This window comes from Bacillus sp. FSL W8-1141 (assembly GCF_038593205.1).
Lineage (GTDB): Bacteria > Bacillota > Bacilli > Bacillales > Bacillaceae > Bacillus > Bacillus altitudinis.
Genome location: NZ_CP151973.1, coordinates 2,431,239 through 2,452,002 on the forward strand (window position 1 = coordinate 2,431,239; position 20,764 = coordinate 2,452,002).

General features: G+C 41.8%; 21 protein-coding genes, 1 other RNA gene and 1 other annotated feature. Of the genes, 6 read left to right on the forward strand and 16 right to left on the reverse strand.

What is annotated here, in order from left to right; genetic code table 11:
- Positions 1-55: 55 nt before the first annotated feature.
- Complete coding sequence (locus tag NSQ52_RS12425) at positions 56-1,144, forward strand: hypothetical protein (RefSeq protein ID WP_342473384.1); 1,089 nt, start codon at positions 56-58, stop codon at positions 1,142-1,144.
- Between the two features lie 62 nt (positions 1,145-1,206).
- On the opposite strand, the gene NSQ52_RS12430 is transcribed toward NSQ52_RS12425, so the two are convergent.
- The 5 genes from NSQ52_RS12430 to NSQ52_RS12450 all read right to left on the reverse strand — a co-directional run bounded on the left by NSQ52_RS12430 (position 1,207) and on the right by NSQ52_RS12450 (position 6,315).
- Positions 1,207-1,491: a DUF1292 domain-containing protein gene (locus NSQ52_RS12430; RefSeq protein WP_017358102.1), complete on the reverse strand. Its 285-nt coding sequence runs from the start codon at positions 1,489-1,491 to the stop codon at positions 1,207-1,209.
- Between the two features lie 15 nt (positions 1,492-1,506).
- Positions 1,507-1,923, reverse strand: a complete 417-nt coding sequence (ruvX, locus tag NSQ52_RS12435; protein ID WP_003216519.1) for a Holliday junction resolvase RuvX — start codon at positions 1,921-1,923, stop codon at positions 1,507-1,509.
- A 3-nt stretch (positions 1,924-1,926) separates the two neighbouring features.
- On the reverse strand, positions 1,927-2,193 hold the full coding sequence (locus NSQ52_RS12440; protein WP_024718370.1) for an IreB family regulatory phosphoprotein: 267 nt from the start codon (positions 2,191-2,193) through the stop codon (positions 1,927-1,929).
- An 89-nt stretch (positions 2,194-2,282) separates the two neighbouring features.
- Positions 2,283-4,919 carry an alanine--tRNA ligase gene (gene alaS / locus NSQ52_RS12445; RefSeq protein WP_342473385.1) on the reverse strand — a complete coding sequence of 879 codons (2,637 nt, stop codon included), beginning with the start codon at positions 4,917-4,919 and terminating at the stop codon, positions 2,283-2,285.
- Between the two features lie 80 nt (positions 4,920-4,999).
- Positions 5,000-5,207: a binding site (T-box leader), on the reverse strand.
- A 43-nt stretch (positions 5,208-5,250) separates the two neighbouring features.
- Positions 5,251-6,315: an AI-2E family transporter gene (locus NSQ52_RS12450; protein ID WP_017358104.1), complete on the reverse strand. Its 1,065-nt coding sequence runs from the start codon at positions 6,313-6,315 to the stop codon at positions 5,251-5,253.
- A 224-nt stretch (positions 6,316-6,539) separates the two neighbouring features.
- On the opposite strand from NSQ52_RS12450, the gene NSQ52_RS12455 reads away from it, so the two are divergent.
- The 4 genes from NSQ52_RS12455 (at position 6,540) to NSQ52_RS12470 (ending at position 9,492) form a co-directional block, all read left to right on the forward strand.
- A complete protein-coding gene (locus tag NSQ52_RS12455; protein ID WP_007501456.1) occupies positions 6,540-7,268 on the forward strand; it encodes an amino acid ABC transporter ATP-binding protein in 729 nt (242 codons plus the stop codon).
- Between the two features lie 14 nt (positions 7,269-7,282).
- A complete protein-coding gene (locus NSQ52_RS12460) occupies positions 7,283-8,092 on the forward strand; it encodes a transporter substrate-binding domain-containing protein (RefSeq protein ID WP_041506818.1) in 810 nt (269 codons plus the stop codon).
- Between the two features lie 80 nt (positions 8,093-8,172).
- Positions 8,173-8,826, forward strand: a complete 654-nt coding sequence (locus NSQ52_RS12465; protein WP_268363284.1) for an amino acid ABC transporter permease — start codon at positions 8,173-8,175, stop codon at positions 8,824-8,826.
- A gap of 15 nt (positions 8,827-8,841) precedes the next feature.
- Entirely contained in the window at positions 8,842-9,492 is a 651-nt protein-coding gene (locus tag NSQ52_RS12470) for an amino acid ABC transporter permease (RefSeq protein WP_008342693.1), read from the forward strand.
- A gap of 38 nt (positions 9,493-9,530) precedes the next feature.
- On the opposite strand, the gene NSQ52_RS12475 is transcribed toward NSQ52_RS12470, so the two are convergent.
- The 8 genes from NSQ52_RS12475 to NSQ52_RS12510 form a co-directional block, all read right to left on the reverse strand.
- Entirely contained in the window at positions 9,531-9,662 is a 132-nt protein-coding gene (locus tag NSQ52_RS12475; protein WP_008342695.1) for a YrzQ family protein, read from the reverse strand.
- A 20-nt stretch (positions 9,663-9,682) separates the two neighbouring features.
- Positions 9,683-9,874, reverse strand: coding sequence for a hypothetical protein (locus NSQ52_RS12480; RefSeq protein ID WP_003216308.1), 192 nt, complete (start codon positions 9,872-9,874; stop codon positions 9,683-9,685).
- A gap of 13 nt (positions 9,875-9,887) precedes the next feature.
- Positions 9,888-10,346 (reverse strand): PRC-barrel domain-containing protein, encoded by a 459-nt coding sequence (locus NSQ52_RS12485; protein WP_039167084.1) that lies wholly within the window; start codon positions 10,344-10,346, stop codon positions 9,888-9,890.
- Between the two features lie 90 nt (positions 10,347-10,436).
- On the reverse strand, positions 10,437-12,821 hold the full coding sequence (locus NSQ52_RS12490; protein WP_342467464.1) for an ATP-dependent RecD-like DNA helicase: 2,385 nt from the start codon (positions 12,819-12,821) through the stop codon (positions 10,437-10,439).
- 19 nt (positions 12,822-12,840) lie between these two features.
- Positions 12,841-13,494, reverse strand: a complete 654-nt coding sequence (locus NSQ52_RS12495) for a tetratricopeptide repeat protein (RefSeq protein WP_008342707.1) — start codon at positions 13,492-13,494, stop codon at positions 12,841-12,843.
- Positions 13,495-13,555: 61 nt separating this feature from the next.
- Positions 13,556-14,674, reverse strand: coding sequence for a tRNA 2-thiouridine(34) synthase MnmA (gene mnmA, locus NSQ52_RS12500; RefSeq protein WP_008342709.1), 1,119 nt, complete (start codon positions 14,672-14,674; stop codon positions 13,556-13,558).
- 96 nt (positions 14,675-14,770) lie between these two features.
- The gene (locus NSQ52_RS12505) at positions 14,771-15,913 is read right to left on the reverse strand and encodes a cysteine desulfurase family protein (protein ID WP_041506813.1); all 1,143 of its coding nucleotides are present in this window, start codon (positions 15,911-15,913) and stop codon (positions 14,771-14,773) included.
- Positions 15,914-15,931: 18 nt separating this feature from the next.
- Complete coding sequence (locus NSQ52_RS12510) at positions 15,932-16,351, reverse strand: Rrf2 family transcriptional regulator (protein ID WP_008342713.1); 420 nt, start codon at positions 16,349-16,351, stop codon at positions 15,932-15,934.
- Positions 16,352-16,558: 207 nt separating this feature from the next.
- On the opposite strand from NSQ52_RS12510, the gene NSQ52_RS12515 reads away from it, so the two are divergent.
- A complete protein-coding gene (locus NSQ52_RS12515; RefSeq protein WP_008342715.1) occupies positions 16,559-17,824 on the forward strand; it encodes a replication-associated recombination protein A in 1,266 nt (421 codons plus the stop codon).
- Positions 17,825-17,856: 32 nt separating this feature from the next.
- Here NSQ52_RS12515 and NSQ52_RS12520 read toward each other — a convergent pair whose 3' ends face one another.
- The 3 genes from NSQ52_RS12520 to aspS form a co-directional block, all read right to left on the reverse strand.
- Positions 17,857-18,621, reverse strand: coding sequence for a tRNA threonylcarbamoyladenosine dehydratase (locus tag NSQ52_RS12520; RefSeq protein WP_008342718.1), 765 nt, complete (start codon positions 18,619-18,621; stop codon positions 17,857-17,859).
- 92 nt (positions 18,622-18,713) lie between these two features.
- A non-coding RNA gene (gene ssrS, locus NSQ52_RS12525) (6S RNA) lies at positions 18,714-18,894 on the reverse strand.
- Positions 18,895-18,971: 77 nt separating this feature from the next.
- Entirely contained in the window at positions 18,972-20,750 is a 1,779-nt protein-coding gene (aspS, locus tag NSQ52_RS12530) for an aspartate--tRNA ligase (RefSeq protein WP_026050119.1), read from the reverse strand.
- Between the last annotated feature and the right edge of the window lie 14 nt (positions 20,751-20,764).

The following is a 20,764-nucleotide window of genomic DNA, read 5'->3' on the forward strand; positions in this document are numbered from 1 at the left end:
TATATTTCATTAATACCTATATCTTAGTGAAAGTACATACTGGAGGAAACACATTTTGCGTAAAATCTTTTATATTTTAATGATACTAATTGGTTCAGTAACTCTTTTATATCTAGGCGGGTGTAGTCAAAAAAAGACCGTTTCAGAAGATCATAAAATAGAGTTTAAAATTGAGGACAAAGAATTTGGTCATACAACTATGCTCAACTATCTTGTGACAAACTCTGTTTCAGCCGTTGGAGATCATTTATTTTTAAGTGTAGATGACCATAGTCCTTCAAAGATGGCAAATAAAGTAGTTGAATTTAATAGAAAGACACTGAAAAGCAACATACTATTTACAACAACTTTCGAGCGTTCTTCCATTCATGGTTTAAAAGCTAATAAAGACTGGGTCGTTTGGATTGACAGTGATGAATTAGGCGGACAGATGAATTATTACGTCATGAATTTGAGCACACAAGAGATAGAGTCGATTAAAATGAATAACACTTCGGAGACATTAAGTGACACTCTTGAATTAACAGGTCATCGTGCAGTGTGGATATCTCACGATGAAGAAAAGGATGCTACTCATATTTATATGAAAGATCTCAAAAAAAAGCAGACAAAAAAGCTCTTTAAACTAGACTCAATGAATAACGCCCATCTCTCTGTTCACAATGATAAGCTTCTCTTTTTTAATAAAGACAATGGAAAGCAGCAAGCATACATTTACAATCTTACTACTGAGTCACTTAAAAAAATTCCATTGAATCAAAGTTTAATCAATAATGGTCAACTTATTAACGACCATCAATTTGTTTACGAGAAGGCTTTTACTGACTCGGAAGGAACAATCAATAAAAGCCAATTAATCTTTTATGACATAAACACAAAACAATCTAAACTAATTAAGAACACTGACTCGGGTATCGGATCAATCGTGATTGATGATCATAATCGATTTTTCGTCGAAACAGATGAACCTAAAAAGAGTGGTTACACGATACTTAAAGAGAAGAACGATTCCATCAAAAAAATTGGTTCCCTAAAGAAAGAAAATCATTTTCATTTAACATTTGATCATGGTCTTTATTTACTTAACTTTCAAAATGCACAACGAAATAATCAAAAGTTAACCATCACTTCAAAGCTTCCATAAATAATAAAAGGCCTGTGATCATGCAGATAACTCTCATCTGCTTCACAGGCCTTTTATTCGTTCTATTCTTCTTCGTCTTCTTGATCTAAGAACGTATTTAACGTTTCTTCAATCATGTCCCACTCTTCATCCGTTTCAATTGGCTCTAATTCGCCATCTTCACCGTCTTCGTTTGGTGTGAAGCTTGATGCATGAATTTCAATTTCTTCGTTATCTTGTTCAGAAATTGGGTAGTAAAGAACATATGATTTGTTAAAATGGTCGCTTTCAAAAGTAAATAGTACTTCGCAAAGCTGCTCATTTCCATTATCATCAACGATTGTAATTTGCTTTTCTCCGTGTTCCATTTGATTCACCTCATTTTAATTTAAGCTGTCTAAGTACCCTTGAAGGATCATAACAGCCGCCATTTTATCAATGACTTTTTTACGCTTTTGTCTGCTCACATCTGCAGAGATGAGCATTTTTTCTGCTGCCATCGTTGACAGACGCTCGTCCCAAAGCACAACAGGAACATTGTACGTGTTTTCTAACACTTTCGCAAATGATTGGCTGGCCTCGCCTCTTGGACCGACCGTACCGTTCATATTTTTTGGAAAACCAAGTACAATTTTATCCGTTCCATATTGCGAGACGATCTCAGACAGGCGGCTGAGACCAAAGTCTCCGCCTGCTTCATCAATTTTAATGGTTTCAATCCCTTGAGCTGTCCATCCCATTTCATCACTGATTGCCACACCAAGGGTTTTCGTGCCTAAATCTAAGCCTAAAATTCTCATGTTTTACGCCTCTTTATGTGTCTCTAAGTACGATTTAACCAATTCCTCAATTAATTCGTCTCGTTCTAGTTTACGAATTAGGTTGCGTGCATCCTGATGTCTTGGAATATAAGCAGGGTCGCCTGACAGCAAGTATCCGACAATTTGATTGATCGGGTTGTATCCTTTTTCTTGGAGTGCGTCATAAACTGTTATGAGCACTTCATTCACATTGGTTTCAGCTGAATCATCAGAGAAGTTAAACTTCATTGTCTTATCAAATGAACTCACTGCTTCTTGCACCTCTCTTCCAACATTCTACTAGCAAGCTTTTTTCTAACCGCTCATCTAATACCATTATTCTACACTACATTGACTGATTATAAAACGGATTTGACAGATTCTTCGACAGTTGCCAGTGCTTCTTCAAGCTTTTCTGGCTGTTTCCCGCCTGCTTGTGCCATATCTGGGCGTCCGCCTCCGCCTCCGCCGCAAATTTCAGCTGCCTGCTTCACAAGTTTTCCTGCATGAAGACCTTTTTCAATGACGTCTTTTGTCACACCAGCTGAAATGTTGACTTTTCCATTTTGAACGGCACCAAGTACGATGACAGCTGAACCTAATTTCGCTTTTAAGTCATCAACCATCGTTCTTAAATGGTTCATATCTTTGGCGTTTACTTTTTCAGTTAACACGTTCACTCCGCCAACTTCGATGACTTTTTCTAAAATAGAGCCAGCTTCTGCTTGACTTAATTTCGCAAGAAGTGATTCGTTTTCTCTTTGAACTTCTTTTAAATCAGCCTGCAAGGAAGCGATGCGTTTTGGCACATCTTTTGTATTTGATTTCAGTTCATTAGCTGCCTTTTCTAAAATCGCAAGCTGATCATTTAATTCTTCATAAGCACCTTTACCTGTTACAGCCTCAATACGGCGTGTTCCAGCACCAATACCCGATTCAGATGCAATTTTAAACAATCCGATCTCCGCAGTGTTTTGAACGTGACAGCCTCCGCATAACTCGATGCTGTAATCACCCACTTGTACCACACGGACAATATCGCCATACTTCTCGCCAAACAGCGCCATTGCACCCATTTCTTTTGCTTCAGCAATTGGTTTCAGGTCAATGGCAACCGAAATGCCTTCCCAAATCTTTTCGTTGACGATTTTTTCAATTTGTGACAATTCTTCTTTTGTTACTTGTCCAAAGTGAGAAAAGTCAAAGCGAAGTCTGTTTTCATTCACAAGTGAACCCGCTTGGTTAACGTGGCTGCCCAATACATCTTTTAGCGCTTGGTGCAAAAGATGTGTCGCTGTGTGATTTTTCACAATGCCTTTTCGAAGCGCTGATTCGACTTCCGCAGTGACTTCAATGCCTTTTTGAACCGTACCACTTACGACGACTCCTTCGTGGACATGCTGGCCGTTTGGCGCCTTTTTCACATCTTTGATATCAATGATCGCTTCGGCACTTTTTAACGTTCCTTTATCCGCCACTTGTCCGCCGCTTTCCGCATAGAAAGGTGTTTCATCTAATAAAATTTGCACCGTTTCCCCTTCGTGAGCTTCTGTGACAATTTCACCGTTTTGAAGCAATTCGATAATACGAGCATCTGCAGTTAAATTTTCATAGCCCACAAACGTACTTTCTGCTTTAATATCGCCTAAAGCCCCGCCTTGAACCTGCATACTACCTACATCTTGTCTGGCATTTCTTGCACGTTCACGCTGCTTCTCCATTTCTAGCTGGAAGCCTTCACGATCGACTGTCATGTTCTCATCTTCTGCATATTCTTCTGTAAGTTCGACCGGGAATCCATATGTGTCATAAAGCTTAAACACATCTTTACCGGAAATTTGTGAGTTGCCATTGTCACGTTCTTTTTTGATCACTTCTGATAAAATGGCTAACCCTTCATTCAGTGTCTCATGGAAACGCTCTTCTTCATTTTTGATCACTTTTGCAATAAATTCTTCTTTTGCTTGAACATCTGGATAGAAATCCTTCATGATCTCCGCAACAACTGGAACTAGGTCATACATAAATGGACGGTGGATATGGATCGTTTTTGCATAACGCACAGCACGGCGCAGCAAACGTCTTAACACATAACCTCGGCCTTCATTAGAAGGAAGTGCTCCGTCACTGACGGCAAAGGCAACAGTACGAATATGGTCAGCAATGACTTTAAATGCTGTGTCTTTTTCTTTTGACTCCCCATAGCTTTCTCCAGAAATCGTTTCTACTGCACGAATAATCGGCATGAACAGGTCTGTATCAAAGTTCGTCGGTACGTTTTGAATCACAGAGACCATACGCTCAAGACCCATTCCTGTATCAATGTTTTTCTTCGGAAGCGGTGTGTATGTACCATCTGGATTATGGTTAAATTCAGAAAAAACAAGATTCCATACTTCTAGATAACGTTCATTTTCTCCGCCTGGATATAATTCAGGGTCGTTCATGTCGTTGCCATATGCTTCGCCGCGATCATAGAAAATTTCTGTATTCGGACCACTTGGCCCCTCGCCAATATCCCAGAAGTTGCCCTCTAGACGAATAATTCGTTCCTCAGGGACACCAATTTTATCTCTCCAAAGAACATACGCTTCTTCATCCTCTGGATGTACCGTTACAGATAACAGATTCGGATCAAAGCCAATCCACTCGTCACTTGTGAGGAATTCCCAAGCCCATTCGATTGCCTCTTCTTTGAAATAGTCTCCAATAGAGAAGTTGCCCAGCATTTCAAAAAACGTATGATGGCGTGCTGTTTTCCCTACATTTTCAATGTCATTTGTACGAATTGATTTTTGTGCGTTGCAAATACGTGGATTCTCAGGCACGACGCGGCCATCGAAGTATTTCTTTAATGTTGCCACCCCGCTGTTAATCCATAAAAGTGTTGGATCGTCATGCGGTACGAGGGACGCACTCGGTTCGACAGCATGTCCTTTTTCTTTAAAAAAATCTAAAAACATTTGACGTACTTGAGCTGAAGTTAAAGTTTTCATCATAAATCCTCCCTTTTTTATTCCTCAATCTTCACACAAACGAAAAAACATCCCGCCCTATGCAAGCAAAAAACTACTTACACAGGGACGAGATGCTCTCGCGGTACCACCCTGATTATAGACATATGCGTCTATCACCTTCACATCCGATAACGCCGGAAGAGAGCGGCAGTGTTTATCTGCACTCGGGACTAGCTTCCGTTAAAGGTCTGATAAGGCTTTTCTCAGCAAACAAAGCCTCTCTCTGCAACAGCTTTTTAACGTACTCGGGTCCGTCATTGAATTCAATATGTATGAATCGAAATTATTATAGACAACTCGGCTCGTCTTGTCAATGAACGCTTCGTCTCATGTGAATATATTGCACAATAATGACCCTCATAATGGCTGCGGACGGCACGGCTAAAATCATTCCAATCAAGCCAAACAGCTCACCTCCAGCGAGTAACACCAGCATGATTACGACAGGATGCATATGCAGGCTTCTCCCGACAATGATCGGACTCAGTACATTGCTTTCTAAAAATTGAAGCACGGCTACTGTAATTAGCACAATGATCACTGACTTCACTGAGATGGTAAAAGCGATAAAGACAGCTGGGATCGCTCCAATAATCGGGCCAAAATACGGAATGACATTCGTTGCACCGATTAACATACCTAGTACAAGCGGATATGGAATATGGAACAGCCAAAGAACAATGGCAGCAGCTCCTCCAATTAAAGAACAGACAAGCAATTGCCCTCTAATATAATCCCCAAGTGAGTCATCCACTGCTTTCACAAAGGCATGTCCCCTTTTTCGGAAGCTTGGCGGGGTTAAATACCATGCTGCCCGCTTCATCGTGTTCATATCTTTCACCATATAAAAGACAAGAAAAGGAATAAGTGCAGCAACTAAGGCGTAATCAAGCAGTACTTTACAGCTAAGAATCATCCGCTCTGCCCCATTTGCGGCATACGTCTCAGATTGGACAATAAAACGATCCAGCCGTTCATGTAGTCCATCAGGCCAGTGGCTTGTATGACGATGAACATGTGATAAAGCACCATTATACGTTTCGGCAAGCATGGGAATTTGCTCCGACAATTCATTTAACTGAGCGATTAAAACCGGTGCCCCTTTATACACAGCCAAACCAATGCCGCCAAAAAACAGCACATATATCAATAAGAGACTGACCGTCCTTGGCAAACCTCGCTTATGTAGTCTTTCAACAATGGGATAAAGAAGATAAGAAATAAAAATAGCGATAAGAAGCGGGATCAAAACCGCTTTGAGCAATAAAAAAATAGGCATCCATAACTCGTCGAGCTGAACCAAAATGAGTAAAGACGCAAGGACAAGCAGTACACCTGCAGCATATATTAGAAACTCGATCGGACGTTTCTTCACCTTTTTCACCTCTCTTCTTATTGTTTAACCAACTTCTGCAATTATCCATGTAAATAAAATTTGTCCTAACTTTGTTAAAAATGAATACACATGAAACATACGGCTCCATCCAAAGTCACTGTTTGCTGTAAAATCTCGTTAGAAAACATTCCATTATTTTCTTATTTTTGCCTCATTTATGCTAGAATCCGCTTTAGCTCAATCATTAGAAGAGGAGGTTCTTCATGATCACATTCGAAGAAGTCAACAAGCATTACGGCCAGTTCCATGTACTTAAGGACATTAACCTACATATTCAAAAAGGTGAGGTTGTTGTGATCATCGGTCCTTCAGGGTCTGGAAAAAGCACGATGCTCAGATGTATCAATCGTCTTGAAAGCATTGATGAAGGAAAAGTCCTTGTCAATCAAGTGTCTGTTCAGCATCCGAAAACCAACATCAATCTCATCAGGCAAAATATCGGGATGGTGTTTCAGCACTTCCATCTTTATCCGCATAAGACGGTGCTTGAAAACATTATGCTTGCACCGATGAAGGTTAAAAAAGTGAGCAAAGAAGAAGCAAAGGAAACAGCTGAATTTTATTTAAATAAAGTTGGCATTCCTGAAAAAGCAGACACCTACCCTTCTAGACTCTCAGGAGGACAGCAGCAGCGTGTGGCAATCGCAAGGGGACTTGCAATGAAACCTGAGGTCATGCTTTTCGATGAACCAACATCAGCTCTTGATCCAGAGATGATCGGTGAGGTGCTAGATGTGATGAAACAGCTGGCAAGGGAAGGGATGACAATGGTCGTTGTCACGCACGAGATGGGGTTTGCCCGTGAAGTCGCAGACCGTATTGTGTTTATTGATGAAGGAAGAATTCTTGAAGAATCTACACCAGCTGCCTTTTATGAAAAACCGCGCGAGAAACGCGCTCAGCTCTTTTTAAGCCGTATTTTAAATCACTAGGGGGAATGAATTTGATGAAAAAAATGAAACGCTTTGGCCTATTACTGTTGATGACTTGCTGTATGATCGCTCTCGCTGCTTGCGGATCTGCCGAGAAAGGCTCAACCGATGCAAAACAAGGCAGCTCATTAGAAGCCATTAAGAAAGACAAAAAAATCGTTTTCGGTGTGAAAAACGATACTCGTTTATTCGGTCTAAAAAATCCTAGTAGCGGGGATATTGAAGGGTTTGATATTGATATCGCAAAAGCGATCACTAAAGAAATGCTCGGTGATGAAGGAAAAGCAGAATTCAAAGAAGTGACATCTAAAACAAGAATTCCTTTACTGCAAAAAGGAGATATTCATGCCATTGTTGCCACAATGACGATCACAGAAGAGCGTAAAAAAGAGGTCAATTTCTCAGATGTTTACTTTGAAGCAGGACAATCACTGCTTGTGAAAAAAGGCAGCGACATTCAATCGATTGATGATCTTAAAAAAGGTACGAAGGTGCTTGCAGTGAAAGGGTCCACTTCTTCTCAAAACATTCGCGAAAAAGCACCAGAAGCATCCGTTTTAGAATTTGAAAATTACCAAGAAGCCTTTACAGCCTTAAAATCAAATCAAGGGCAAGTTCTGACAACTGATAATGCAATTTTATTTGGCATGGCAGACGAAGATTCAAATTATGAAGTCGTTGGCGGAACATTTACCGATGAGCCTTATGGCATCGCTGTGAAAAAAGGCGATGAAAAATTGACAGAAGCCATTAATAAAGCGTTAAAGGCATTAAAAGATAATGGAGAGTATGACAAGATTCATAAAAAATGGATCAAAGAATAATCAATTGACTCGATCAATCTCAACACCCTCAGGAGAGCCGCTTGCCGGCTCCTCTGTTGATTAGGAAGGAAGTGAACTGATTGCTGCGGTTTTCCATTTTAACTGAGAACTTCCATCTTTATTTAGAAGGGTTTAAATATACGATTGGTGCAAGTGTCATTGCGTTGATTGGAAGCTTTTTCATCGGTACACTCATTGCCATTATGAGAATTGCGCCACTAAGGCCGCTCAACTGGTTAGGGACGGCTTACGTGGAATTTATTCGCAATATTCCGTTATTATTGATCACCTTTGTGTTCTTTTTTGGTTTACCGGTACTTGGCATTGTGGCAGATGGCTTTACAGCAGGAACCATTGCCCTCTCCATTTATACGTCTGCTTTTATCGCTGAAGCCATTCGTGCAGGTATACAAGCTGTACCGCTTGGACAAATGGAAGCAGCTAGAGCTTCTGGTCTGTCATATAGCGGAACGATGCGATATATTATTCTGCCGCAGGCAATCAAAATTGTCATTCCACCACTTGGGAATCAATTTATCAACCTTGTGAAAAACTCGTCTATTTTAGGTGTCATTGCAGGGTTTGATCTGATGTACCAAGGAGACCTTATCGCTTCGAGAACGTTTGTGACATTTGATGTATACATCTTTGTTGCCATGTTCTATCTTCTATTGACCATTCCGCTTAGTCTAGGCGTTGGTTATTTAGAAAAAAGATTAGCACGAAGCCACTAGAAAGGAGGAAACACAATGGATTTTATAGGTGCCTACCAGCCCGATCATCTCGCCTTTTTACTTGAAGGATTTGCTGTCACCTTAAAAGTGGCTTTTATCTCCATCATTTTAAGCTTTATCATCGGATTAGTCGTTGGCACATTGAGGTTCGCACAAATCCCTATTTTATCAAAGGTGCTTGCGGTCATTGTGGAAACCGTTCGGAACCTGCCGCTTTTGCTGATCATCTTTTTTACGTATTTCGCCCTACCTGAAATCGGTATTAAGCTGAGCATTACAGCCTCTGCCATTGCGGCTTTAACCGTGTTTGAATCCGCCATGCTGTCAGAAATCATTCGCAGTGGATTAAAATCAATTGATAAAGGACAAATCGAAGCGGCCAGATCCTCTGGTTTAACCTATATTCAAACATTAAAAATGATTATCATGCCACAGGCGTTACGCCGAATGGTCCCGCCGATTGTCAGTCAATTTATTTCTCTTTTAAAAGATACATCGCTTGCCGTTGTGATTGCCCTTCCAGAGTTATTGCATCACGCGCAGATTTTAAATGGTCAAAGCCAATCTTATTTACTTCCTATTTTCCTCTTGGCGGCCATGATGTATTTTGTTGTGAACTTCAGCTTGTCTATACTTGCACGGAGATTAGAGTACAGGCAGGCATAAAAAAAGGACATCCACTCATGGTGGATGTCCCTTTTTGTTTAAAGCATTCGCATAACTCGTTTTCTCATCTTTTTCATATCCCGCTTAGATGGCATATCATATCGACTTGCAAAGTGATATGCGAGTGCACCTGCACCAAGCGTTAATAGTGAAGAAGTCATTTTGCCCATTCGAAATTCCCCCTTAACACTTATAGTTGAATTGAACGTTCATCGTCACTAAACAGGTCGTCTAAACTGCTTAGTGTACCGTCTTCCTCCACTTGGTGAGTAGATATTTTGCCTTTTGACAGTGTCAATTCAATAAAACAGCCCCAGCAATAATATTGATTGACCCCAATTTTTCCGATGTCTTTACATTTGCAATTTGGGCAAATGAGCATACTCAGCACCTCTTTACGTTCGGTTTAGAACAAGTGCTTCCTTTTGAACATCCATCAAGGTTCCGGCAGCATGCAGCTGCTTTCGAATCCCTGATAGCTCTGTAAAGAAGCCGTCCGAGAGTTCATATGCTACGATTGTGCCCGAATTTGTACAAAAGTATACATCTTCCAAAACACCTAATGTTTCACCATCTGGCGTATGGATCATTTTCTTTTTTAATTTCGAAAAGAAGAAGGATGGGGCGGAGGTATCTATCTCGATGCCCTTCTGGCAGCTCACATATAGACCTTTGTCTGTCAGTTTGTCGCCAGCTGAGAATGGAATGAAAGCACAGTCTTTCTTTTTCCCATCTAAAACATATCCCCCGCAGCTGCCGCCGGCTAAAAAGCAAATATCTTTGATCGCCCCAAGTGAATGAGACAGCTCGTCTGTATAGATCGTCAGTCCTTCAAGCTCTCGACATGTTCTCAAAATGTGATCAACCACCTTTTCGGAACAGTCTTATCGTGTGCGTTTCCTCTATGACTCATACGAAGAAATGGCTTCCATGAAGGAAGCCATTTACTCTTGCATAAAATCAAACGGAGTGATTCCCTCCATGCCAATATTGGCATCGTGTACACTGAAAGGAAGTTCTTTTTGGAGGGCTGCTAGCTCAGCGTCCATGATTTTTTCCGTTTCAGTAAGACGCATGGTTAAAGACGTTTGTCTGAGGGAGTCTTCATTATTTTTCACGCCCCACTCTAATGCTGATTCCTCGCCGCACAAAATTAAAAACTTTTTACTTCGTGTAATGGCCGTGTAAAGCAAATTTCTTCGAAGCATTCGATAATAACTTCTCACGACTGGCAGCACCACGATTGGGAATTCACTGCCCTGAGATTTATGAATCGAGCAACAATAAGCGTGTGTAAATTGATGAAAATCTTTTTTCGTAAACGTGATTTCGTTTCCATCAAAGGAGATGACCGCCATATCTTCTTTTTCCGTGTTTTCTTTCGCATAAAAGATCGAGACAATTTCGCCAATATCTCCATTAAAAATGTTATTCTCGGGCTGATTGACAAGCTGAAGTACCTTATCGCCTGTCCGGTAGACGACATCACCAAATGGAATCTCTCTTCCTTTTGGCTTTTTAGGATTCAAAATTTGCTGGAGCATTTTATTCAGTTCATTAATGCCTGCTTTTCCTTTATACATCGGGGCAAGCACTTGAATGTCCTTTGCTGAATAACCCTTTTGAGCAGCATTGCTGACCACTTTCTCGATGACTTCTTTCATTTGGTCACTAGAGCATTGAATAAAGGATCGATCCTTCGAGCGCGCAGTAATATCCTTTGGCAATACACCATTTTTCATATCATGCGCAAGCTCAACAATTGTTGAACCGTCTGCCTGCCGGTAAATATCAGTTAGTGTCACTGCCGGTATAGCTTGTGACGCAAGCAGGTCTCTTAACACTTGACCAGGTCCGACAGATGGAAGTTGATGTTCGTCTCCAACCATAATGACTTGAATATGATCTGGGATCGCCTTAAACAAATGGTTCGCCAGCCAAATATCCAGCATACTCGATTCATCAATGATGACAAGCTTCCCTTCAATCGGCTGGTCTTCATCATGTGAGAAGCCTTCTGATCCATTCCAGCCTAGCAACCGGTGAATGGTCACAGCAGGAAGTCCAGTGGATTCTGTCATTCGTTTCGCAGCACGTCCAGTTGGTGCGGCAAGCACGAACGGAAATGCTTCATCTTTTTTATAATCACCCGGGTCAAGAGATACGCCGTGAAGATCGCTGTAAAGCTCGACAATCCCTTTAATGACCGTCGTTTTCCCTGTACCCGGTCCGCCTGTTAAAAGCAGCATTGGAGACATGAGTGCCTTTTGAATGGCTTCTTTTTGGGTTGGTGCATACTGGACACCAAGCCGTTCCTCCAGTTCACCGAGTGCAAGCAGAAATTCTGATTCAGGAAATTGATCTGCATATTCCGTTTGAGCGACAATTTTTTGAATGCGTTTTGCCACACTTTGCTCCGCATAAAAGAGCGACGGATGATAACAGCGCTCATCTTCAATAATCATTTCTTTCCCTTCACCAAGTGCAATGATCTGATTGGCAACGTCCATTTCAGTCACTTTGTAGTCATTGCCGGTTTGATTCAGCAGTTTACGGGTTTCGACGATCAGATCTTTCGTTTGTATGTACGTATGACCGTCCTGCAGGCTTGCTGTCTCAACGGTATACAAAAGGGCTGCACGAATGCGGTCTGGATCATTTCCAGATATCCCTGTTCTAGCGCCGAGTTCATCTGCTTTAATAAAGCCAATCCCCTCGACGTCTTTGACGAGCTGATAAGGGTTTTCTTCAATTTTCTGCAACGTTTCACTCTCGTAAACTTGGTAAATCTTCATGCTAAGCTGAGGACCAAAACCATATTGATTCAGGCTGATCATGATTTGCTCAAGCCCTTGATGCTCTTGAAGTGCGGCAGCCAGCTTATCGGCCTTCTTTTTTGACAGGCGAGGGACATCATACAACACAGACGGATCACGCATAATTTGATGAAGCGTCTGATTGCCAAGCTTGCCGACGATTTCTTCCGCCGTCTTTTTCCCAATCCCTTCAAACAAGTCACTAGAGAGATAATGAATGATGCCTTGCTTTGTTGTAGGGACTTCCTTTTGAAAATGAGTGGCTTGAAACTGCTCGCCAAACTTCGGATGACTTGTGACCTTGCCATAGAAGGTGTAGGTTTCCTCCTCATGAAGCGCTGGGAAGTACCCTGTGACAGATGCTGTCTTTTCCTCTAAATTCTCTGATGTTTCAATGACTTTTACTTTTAACACCGAGTATAAATTACCTTCGTTATGGAAAATAACGGCTTGAACCGTCCCTTTTAAAAACGGTTCATCTTCAAGCTTCATTTGATCTGGATGTTCCTGCACAGGTCTTCCCTCCTTCCGGTTATTCTGCCTCTTGAATCAGCTTTTGCGCATGCAATGCAAGCATATGATCAGGCTGCACGTCAATGGCTTTTCCTAGCATTTCAAGCGCTTCGTCCTTTTTCTCTAAATACGCATACGCAACGCCCGCATTATAAAAAGCGTCTGCATGCTGCGGATCTCGCGTAATCACTTCAGTAAAGACTGCGACCGCTTCCTCCAGCAGATGTTCATTCGCTAAGCACATGCCAAATTGAAATCTTGCTTCGTTATCTTCTTCGTTTAGCTCAACTGCACGCTGAAGATAAGGCATCGCAAGCTTTGGCTGCTCTAATTTCATCAGTGTCTGCCCTAACATATAAAACAAATCACTGTTTTCCATTCCAGCTTGTAGCGCTTGCTCAAAATAGTCTTTCGCTTTCATAAAGTCTTCTTTCATCGTGTAAACATTTCCTGCTCCGTAATAGGCTGCAGCTGCTGTATGATCAAGTTCAATGGCTTTTTGAAAGAAGTTCAAAGCACGTTCAAATTCATGAACACTTGAAAGTAAATTCGCAAAGTTAATATATGGAACCGGGTCCTTTGGGCTTTCTTCAATGGCTTTCGTAAAAGCTTCAGCTGCCTGTTCGATGTTCCCTTGATTTAAAGCTTCAATACCGATTTCGTTATGATTCATTCGCTCTCTTCATCCTTTCATTAAAAAACCTCAACAGCGACGTTGAGGTTTTTAACACATGTTACACATACGACAGCTTTTGGCCATCTTTAAAGACATCGTCAATGGTCCCGCCGCCAAGACATTCTTCGCCATCATAAAAAACAACAGCTTGTCCTGGAGTGACAGCACGAACGGGTTCATCAAAGATCACCATTGCTTCCTGCTCACCTGTCATTTTGACTTTTACATGATGGTCTTCTTGACGGTATCGGAATTTCGCTGTGCATGTGAGTTCACCGTTTTCGCCGACAATATGAGGACGCGTCCAGCTGATGTTAACAGCTGAAATACTTTCAGAGTATAAAAGCGGATTGTGGAAGCCTTGTTCAACAAATAAGATATTTTTCTCTAAGTCCTTCCCAACAACGAACCACGGATCACCGCTTCCGCCAATGCCAAGTCCTTGGCGTTGACCGATCGTGTAATACATGAGTCCATCATGTTCACCTTTTACTTCTCCGTCCATTGTCTGCATCACACCGGGCTGTGCAGGCAAATATTGGCTAAGGAACGTTTTAAAGTTTCTTTCCCCAATAAAGCAGATGCCCGTAGAATCTTTTTTCGTTGCTGTTGCGAGCTCTGCTTCTTTCGCTAATTCACGCACTCTTTTTTTCTCTAAATCGCCGATTGGGAACAATACTTTATCAAGTTGTTCTTGAGTCAGCTGATTCAAGAAATAAGTTTGGTCTTTGTTTGTATCAAGACCTCTTAGCATTTTCACTTCATCGCCGGTTCTGTCGACACGGGCATAGTGCCCTGTTGCCAAATAATCCGCTCCAAGCGACAATGCATGCTCAAGAAATGCTTTGAACTTAATTTCTTTATTACACATGACATCTGGATTCGGCGTTCTGCCTGCTTTATATTCATCAAGAAAATATTGAAACACTTTGTCCCAATACTGTTTCTCGAAATTCACTGCATAATATGGGATTCCAATCTGGTTACAAACACGAATGACATCCTCATAGTCCTCCGTTGCTGTACATACACCATTTTCATCTGTGTCATCCCAGTTTTTCATAAATATGCCGATCACATCATAGCCTTGCTCCTTTAGCATGAGCGCAGCAACTGATGAATCGACGCCTCCAGACATACCGACCACAACTCTTGTGTCTTCAGGTCTTTTTGTCATCTTCATCAACTCCAATTTCAATGAAACAACGTGCGCGTTTCGTTCTTCAGGTGCCTAGCTGTTTCATTTTTCACACACGAACAAAAGGGGAGCCATTTATTTGGCTAGGCGTTTCACGACAGCCGCTATCTTATGCGCCGCCTGCTTCACATGTTCCTCTTCATTTCCAAGACCGAAGCTTATTCTGACTGAGGATGTCAGCTCTTTTGCTTCTTCACCATACATGGCGCTTAATACGTGCGAAGGAAGGACAGATCCAGCCGTACATGCTGACCCGCTCGAAACAGCAATCCCTTCCATATCTAAGTTCACAAGTAACGATTCAATAGAAACGCCCGGGAAGTGGACATTTAAAATATGCGGCAATGTCTCTTTCGGATGTCCATTGATAGAGAAATTGAGTGATTCCTCTTCGAATACTTGCAGCATCGCTTCTTTGAGCTTACCATAATGCACTGCTTTTTCTCTTCTATTTTGCTTTGTTAATTGAACTGCTTCTGCAAGTCCAATGATTCCCGCCACATTTTCAGTACCAGCACGGCGTTTTCTCTCTTGTTCTCCTCCGAATAGCTGCGGTGAAAGTTTTACACGCTCATTCACGTATAAAAAGCCTGTTCCCATCGGGCCATTTAGTTTATGACCGGACGCAGATAAGAGGTCGATATGAAGTTCTGTGACATCAATTGATATTGTCCCAAATGCCTGTACTGCGTCTGTATGAAAATAAGCAGTGTGTTCGTGTAAAAGTTGACCAATTTCTTTAATTGGCTGAATCACACCCGTTTCATTATTGCCGTACATGATAGTCACAAGAATTGTATCGTCTCTTAGTGCTTGTTTTAATTGATCAAGATGAATCAATCCAGTGTGATCCACATCTAAATACGTCACATCAAAACCAAGATTCTCTAAGCGTTCGCATGTATGCAGCACTGCATGATGCTCAGTTTTTGTTGTGATGATATGTTTTCCTTCATGCTGCCTTGCCATTGCCACACCTGTAATGGCCAAGTTGTCTGCCTCTGTTCCCCCGCTTGTGAGGATGATCTCCTGCTGCTTACAGTGTAATTCTCCTGCAATGACTTCCCTTGCTTCATCGAGCCACTTTCTTGCCTCGCGCCCATATGAATGAATACTAGAGGGATTGCCAAATATCTCTGTAAAGTAAGGCATCATCTTGTCCACAATCCGTTGATCCATAGGCGTTGTGGCTGCATGATCTAAATAGATACGTTCCATTTACGGTACACCTCTGATCTAAATATAGAACATATACGCCTCTTGATCCTCGTCATCTTTATAGCTTGCCAAGTCTTCAAGAGTTGTATTGTCCAGTACGTCTTTTACTGCATCACGAATACGAATCCAAAGTGCACGCTTTGCTGGTTCTTCGTTTTCAATCACTTCAACAGGACTAATAGGTCCTTCTAATACACGAATAATATCACCGGCTGTAATCTCGTTTGGCTCATGGGCAAGCACATAGCCGCCATACGCTCCGCGGATACTTTTCACAAGACGTGCATTGCGAAGTGGTGATACAAGCTGCTCTAAATAATGCTCAGACAAATCATTGTTTTGAGCGATTGATTTTAATGATGTAGGGCCTTCGCCATGTTTTTTGGCTAATTCGATCATGATCGTCAGACCATATCTGCCTTTAGTAGAAATTTTCAAGTTAAACACCTCTGCGTTTTCTATTTCTATGTCATCAATTATTTTTCTGATTTCATATACGCTTATATAGACCAAAAGCAATTATATCATACTTTTAGCCAACTTTCATTTGCGGGTTCTGAGCTCAAAACGAGGACGCATCCCTTTTCTATTTGAAGAAATTTCGGTACTCTATACAAACAAGACATTGCTTTAGGAGAGATAATCATGAAACCTTTAGCGTATCGGATGCGCCCAAGTCATATTGGAGACATTATTGGGCAGGAGCATCTCGTTGGGGAAGGTCAAATTATTAGACGAATGGTCGAGGCAAAACATTTGTCCTCGATGATTTTATACGGACCGCCGGGAATCGGCAAAACATCCATTGCAACTGCAATTGCTGGCAGTACAAGCATTGCCTTCCGTACATTGAATGCGGTGATTCATAACAAAAAAGATATGGAAGCTGTCGCCGCTGAAGCGAAAATGAGTGGTCAGGTCATCCTGATTTTAGACGAAGTCCACAGACTCGATAAAGGGAAGCAGGATTTCCTTCTTCCGTATTTAGAAAATGGCATGATCATTTTAATTGGCGCGACAACAGCTAATCCGTATCATGCGATTAACCCAGCCATCCGCAGCCGGACACAAATATTTGAGCTGAAGCCGCTGGAAACAGAGCAAATTAAAGCTGCATTATCTCGAGCTTTACAGGATGAACATCGCGGGCTTGGCGGTTATTCGGTCAAAGTTGATGAGGAGGCAATGAATCATTTTGCAAATGGATGCGGAGGAGATGTGCGTTCCGCTTTAAATGCGCTTGAACTAGCCGTCTTATCGACAAAAGCGGATGAATCTGGACAGATCACGATCACTCTAGCTGCAGCAGAAGAATGTTTACAAAAAAAGAGCTTCTCGCATGATAAAAACGGTGATGCCCATTATGATGTCCTCTCGGCTTTTCAAAAATCCATTAGAGGATCTGATGCAGATGCTGCGCTGCATTACCTTGCAAGACTCATTGAAGCGGGAGACCTTGAAAGCATTTCGAGACGATTACTTGTGATGGCTTATGAAGATATTGGCCTAGCCAGTCCGCAGGCAGGGCCACGTGTGTTAAGCGCTGTTCAAACAGCTGAGAGAGTTGGTTTTCCAGAAGCACGAATTCCACTCGCTAATGCCGTGATTGAACTGTGTCTTTCTCCAAAGTCAAACTCCGCTTACCAAGCGATTGATGCGGCACTGCATGATATTCGCACGGGGAAAATTGGTGAAGTTCCCGTTCATTTAAAAGATGCCCACTATAAAGGAGCAGCAGCACTTGGAAGGGGCGCCGATTACTTATATCCGCACGATTATGAAAATGGCTGGGTGAAGCAGCAATATTTACCTGACCCGCTGAAAAACAAACAATATTATGAACCAAAGCAAACTGGAAAATTTGAAGGTGCACTAAAGCAAGTGTATGAAAATTTAAGACGGCAAAAATAAAAACAGCCCCCTGCTCTAAGCAGGCGGGCTGTTTATTTATCTTTCACACGTGTAATCGGAATGTCTTTTAACAGTTTCATAATGACATGACCACCCATAATCAGTCCAGCCACAGATGGAACAAATGCATTGGATGATGGCGGCATTTGTGCCTTACGAATTTTCGCTTCATCATTTCCAACTTCTTTTCTCACATCTTCACGAATGACAATCGGACTTTCATCAGAGAAAATAACTTCAATTCCCTTACGAATGCCTTCCTTCCGCAGGCGTGTTCTGACGACTTTCGCAATTGGGTCTGTATGTGTTTTCGAGATGTCATCAATTTTAAAGCGTGTCGGATCTGTTTTATTTGCAGCACCCATACTCGAAATAATGTTCACATCGCGTTTCAGGCACTCTTTCATTAAATGAATTTTATAATGAATTGTATCTGATGCATCAATGACATAATCAAGTGGATACTCAAAGAATTGTTCATATGTTTCTTCTGTATAGAACATTTTGAGCGCAACAACTTCACATTCTGGGTTGATGTCAGCAATTCTTGCCTGCATTAAGTCAACTTTAGGCTGACCAACCGTTGATAGCAAAGCTGGCAGCTGCCTATTTACATTTGTAATATCAATATCATCTTTATCAACAAGAACAATACGGCCAACACCTGAACGAGCAAGAGCTTCTACTGCAAAAGAACCTACGCCGCCTACTCCAAGCACTGCAACTGTACTGTTTTTTAATATATTTAAGCCTTCCTTGCCAATGGCAAGCTCGTTTCTTGAAAACTGATGTAACAAGTGCCTCACTCCACCTTTATTTAAAATGAATCGAAAGAATCATATCATATTCAGCGTTCTCCGTCATCCTTCTCAAATAGAAAAAAACACAAAAAAGTCCCGATCACGCCGCCAGCTTTTCCTTCGTTTTGAACCCCGCACCATGCAGGTGGGTGCTTTCTTCCTCACTTTATAAGTCCTCAGAAGAGGCATTTATGCAGAAAGGAAAGGCAAGCTCCCGTAGAAAAAAATGTTCGGTCAAAACTAGGTAACCACCGTACGTATCAGGACTTTATTTATTGGTTGATGAAAGCATATCATAGGCATGTCCCTTTTTCAAGCGTTTACATGCCTATAAACATGCGCCTATTTTACTGTTTTACTTTTGTTTTAATAGCCAAACTCAGTTCATCTAGCTGCGCTGCGCTTACAGTGCCAGGAGCATCTGTGAGAACACAGCTTGCACTTGCCGTTTTCGGGAACGCAATGGTATCTCTTAGGTTAGATCGGCCGGCAAGCAGCATCACTAGGCGGTCAAGTCCAAGCGCAATTCCGCCGTGCGGAGGCACACCATGCTCAAATGCATCAAGAAGGAAGCCGAACTGATCGTACGCTTCTTCTTTAGAAAAGCCAAGTAAACCAAACATTTTCTCTTGAATGTCCTTTTCAAAAATACGAATAGAACCTCCGCCAAGCTCATAGCCGTTCAGCACAAGATCATACGCTTGAGCTTTCATATCTTCTGGACTTGTTTCAATTAATTCAAGATCATCACGAACTGGCATTGTGAAAGGATGATGAGCAGCATAGAAGCGGCCTTCTTCTTCATCTTTTTCAAGCAGCGGCCAGTCGACTACCCATAAGAAATTGAAGACAGACTCATCGATGAGTTTAAGCTCTTTGCCAAGTTTCAAACGAAGTGCGCCAAGCGCATCATGGACAACAGACGTTTTGTCAGCGACAAAAAGTAAAAGGTCTCCCTCTTCAACTTGAAGCTGTTCTTTTAATTCTGCTTGTTTTGACTCATCAAAGAATTTAGCGATTGGTCCTTTTAACTCTGTCCCTTCAGCTTTTAGCCAAGCAAGACCTTTTGCACCATAGTTCGCTGCAAATGCACCAAGTGCATCGATGTCTTTTCTTGAGTAGTTTGCTGCAGCCCCTTTGACATTAATGGCTTTGACAGCTCCGCCATTGTTTACAGCACCGCTGAAGACTTTGAAATCTGAGTCTTTTACCGTGTCTGAAATGTTGACAAGCTTCATGTCAAATCGGGTATCTGGCTTGTCAGAACCATAGGAATTCATCGCTTCATCGTACGTCATACGAGGTAATGGCAATGTCAGGTCAACGCCTTTGACATCTTTCATCACCTTTGCCATCATCTCTTCAGCAAGCGTCATGATGTCTTCTTGGCTCATAAAGGACATTTCAATATCGACTTGTGTAAATTCCGGCTGACGGTCAGCACGCAAGTCTTCATCTCTAAAGCAACGAGCGATTTGATAGTAGCGGTCCATCCCAGACACCATGAGCAATTGCTTAAATAATTGCGGAGACTGCGGCAGCGCATAGAATTCTCCTTCGTGTACACGGCTTGGCACAAGATAGTCACGCGCACCTTCTGGCGTACTTTTTGTTAAAATTGGTGTTTCAATGTCTAGAAAGCCGTGATCATCTAAGAAATGGCGGAATGCTTTTGTGACTTCATGTCGCATTTTCATCGTTTCAAACATCGCAGGACGGCGAAGATCTAGGTAGCGGTATTTTAAGCGCACATCTTCTGATACCTCATCTGCTTGATCAGAAATCACAAATGGAGGCGTCTTGGCTTCATTTAAAACAGTGACTGTGTCGACTTGAATTTCAATTTTGCCTGTTTTTAAATTTGGGTTGATCGTAGCTTCTTCTCTTGCGACCACTGTCCCTTTAATATCAAGGACATATTCATTCCGAATCGATTCTGCTGTCTCAAGAGCCTCTTTTGATTGGTCTGGATGAAAGACAACTTGCACAATGCCTGTACGATCACGCAGGTCAATAAAGATTAATCCGCCAAGGTCACGACGTTTTTGTACCCATCCTTTTAATACAACGGTTTGACCGATTTGGTCTTCTGTTACTTCTCCACAATAAAAAGTTCTACCAAACACAAACATTCCACTCC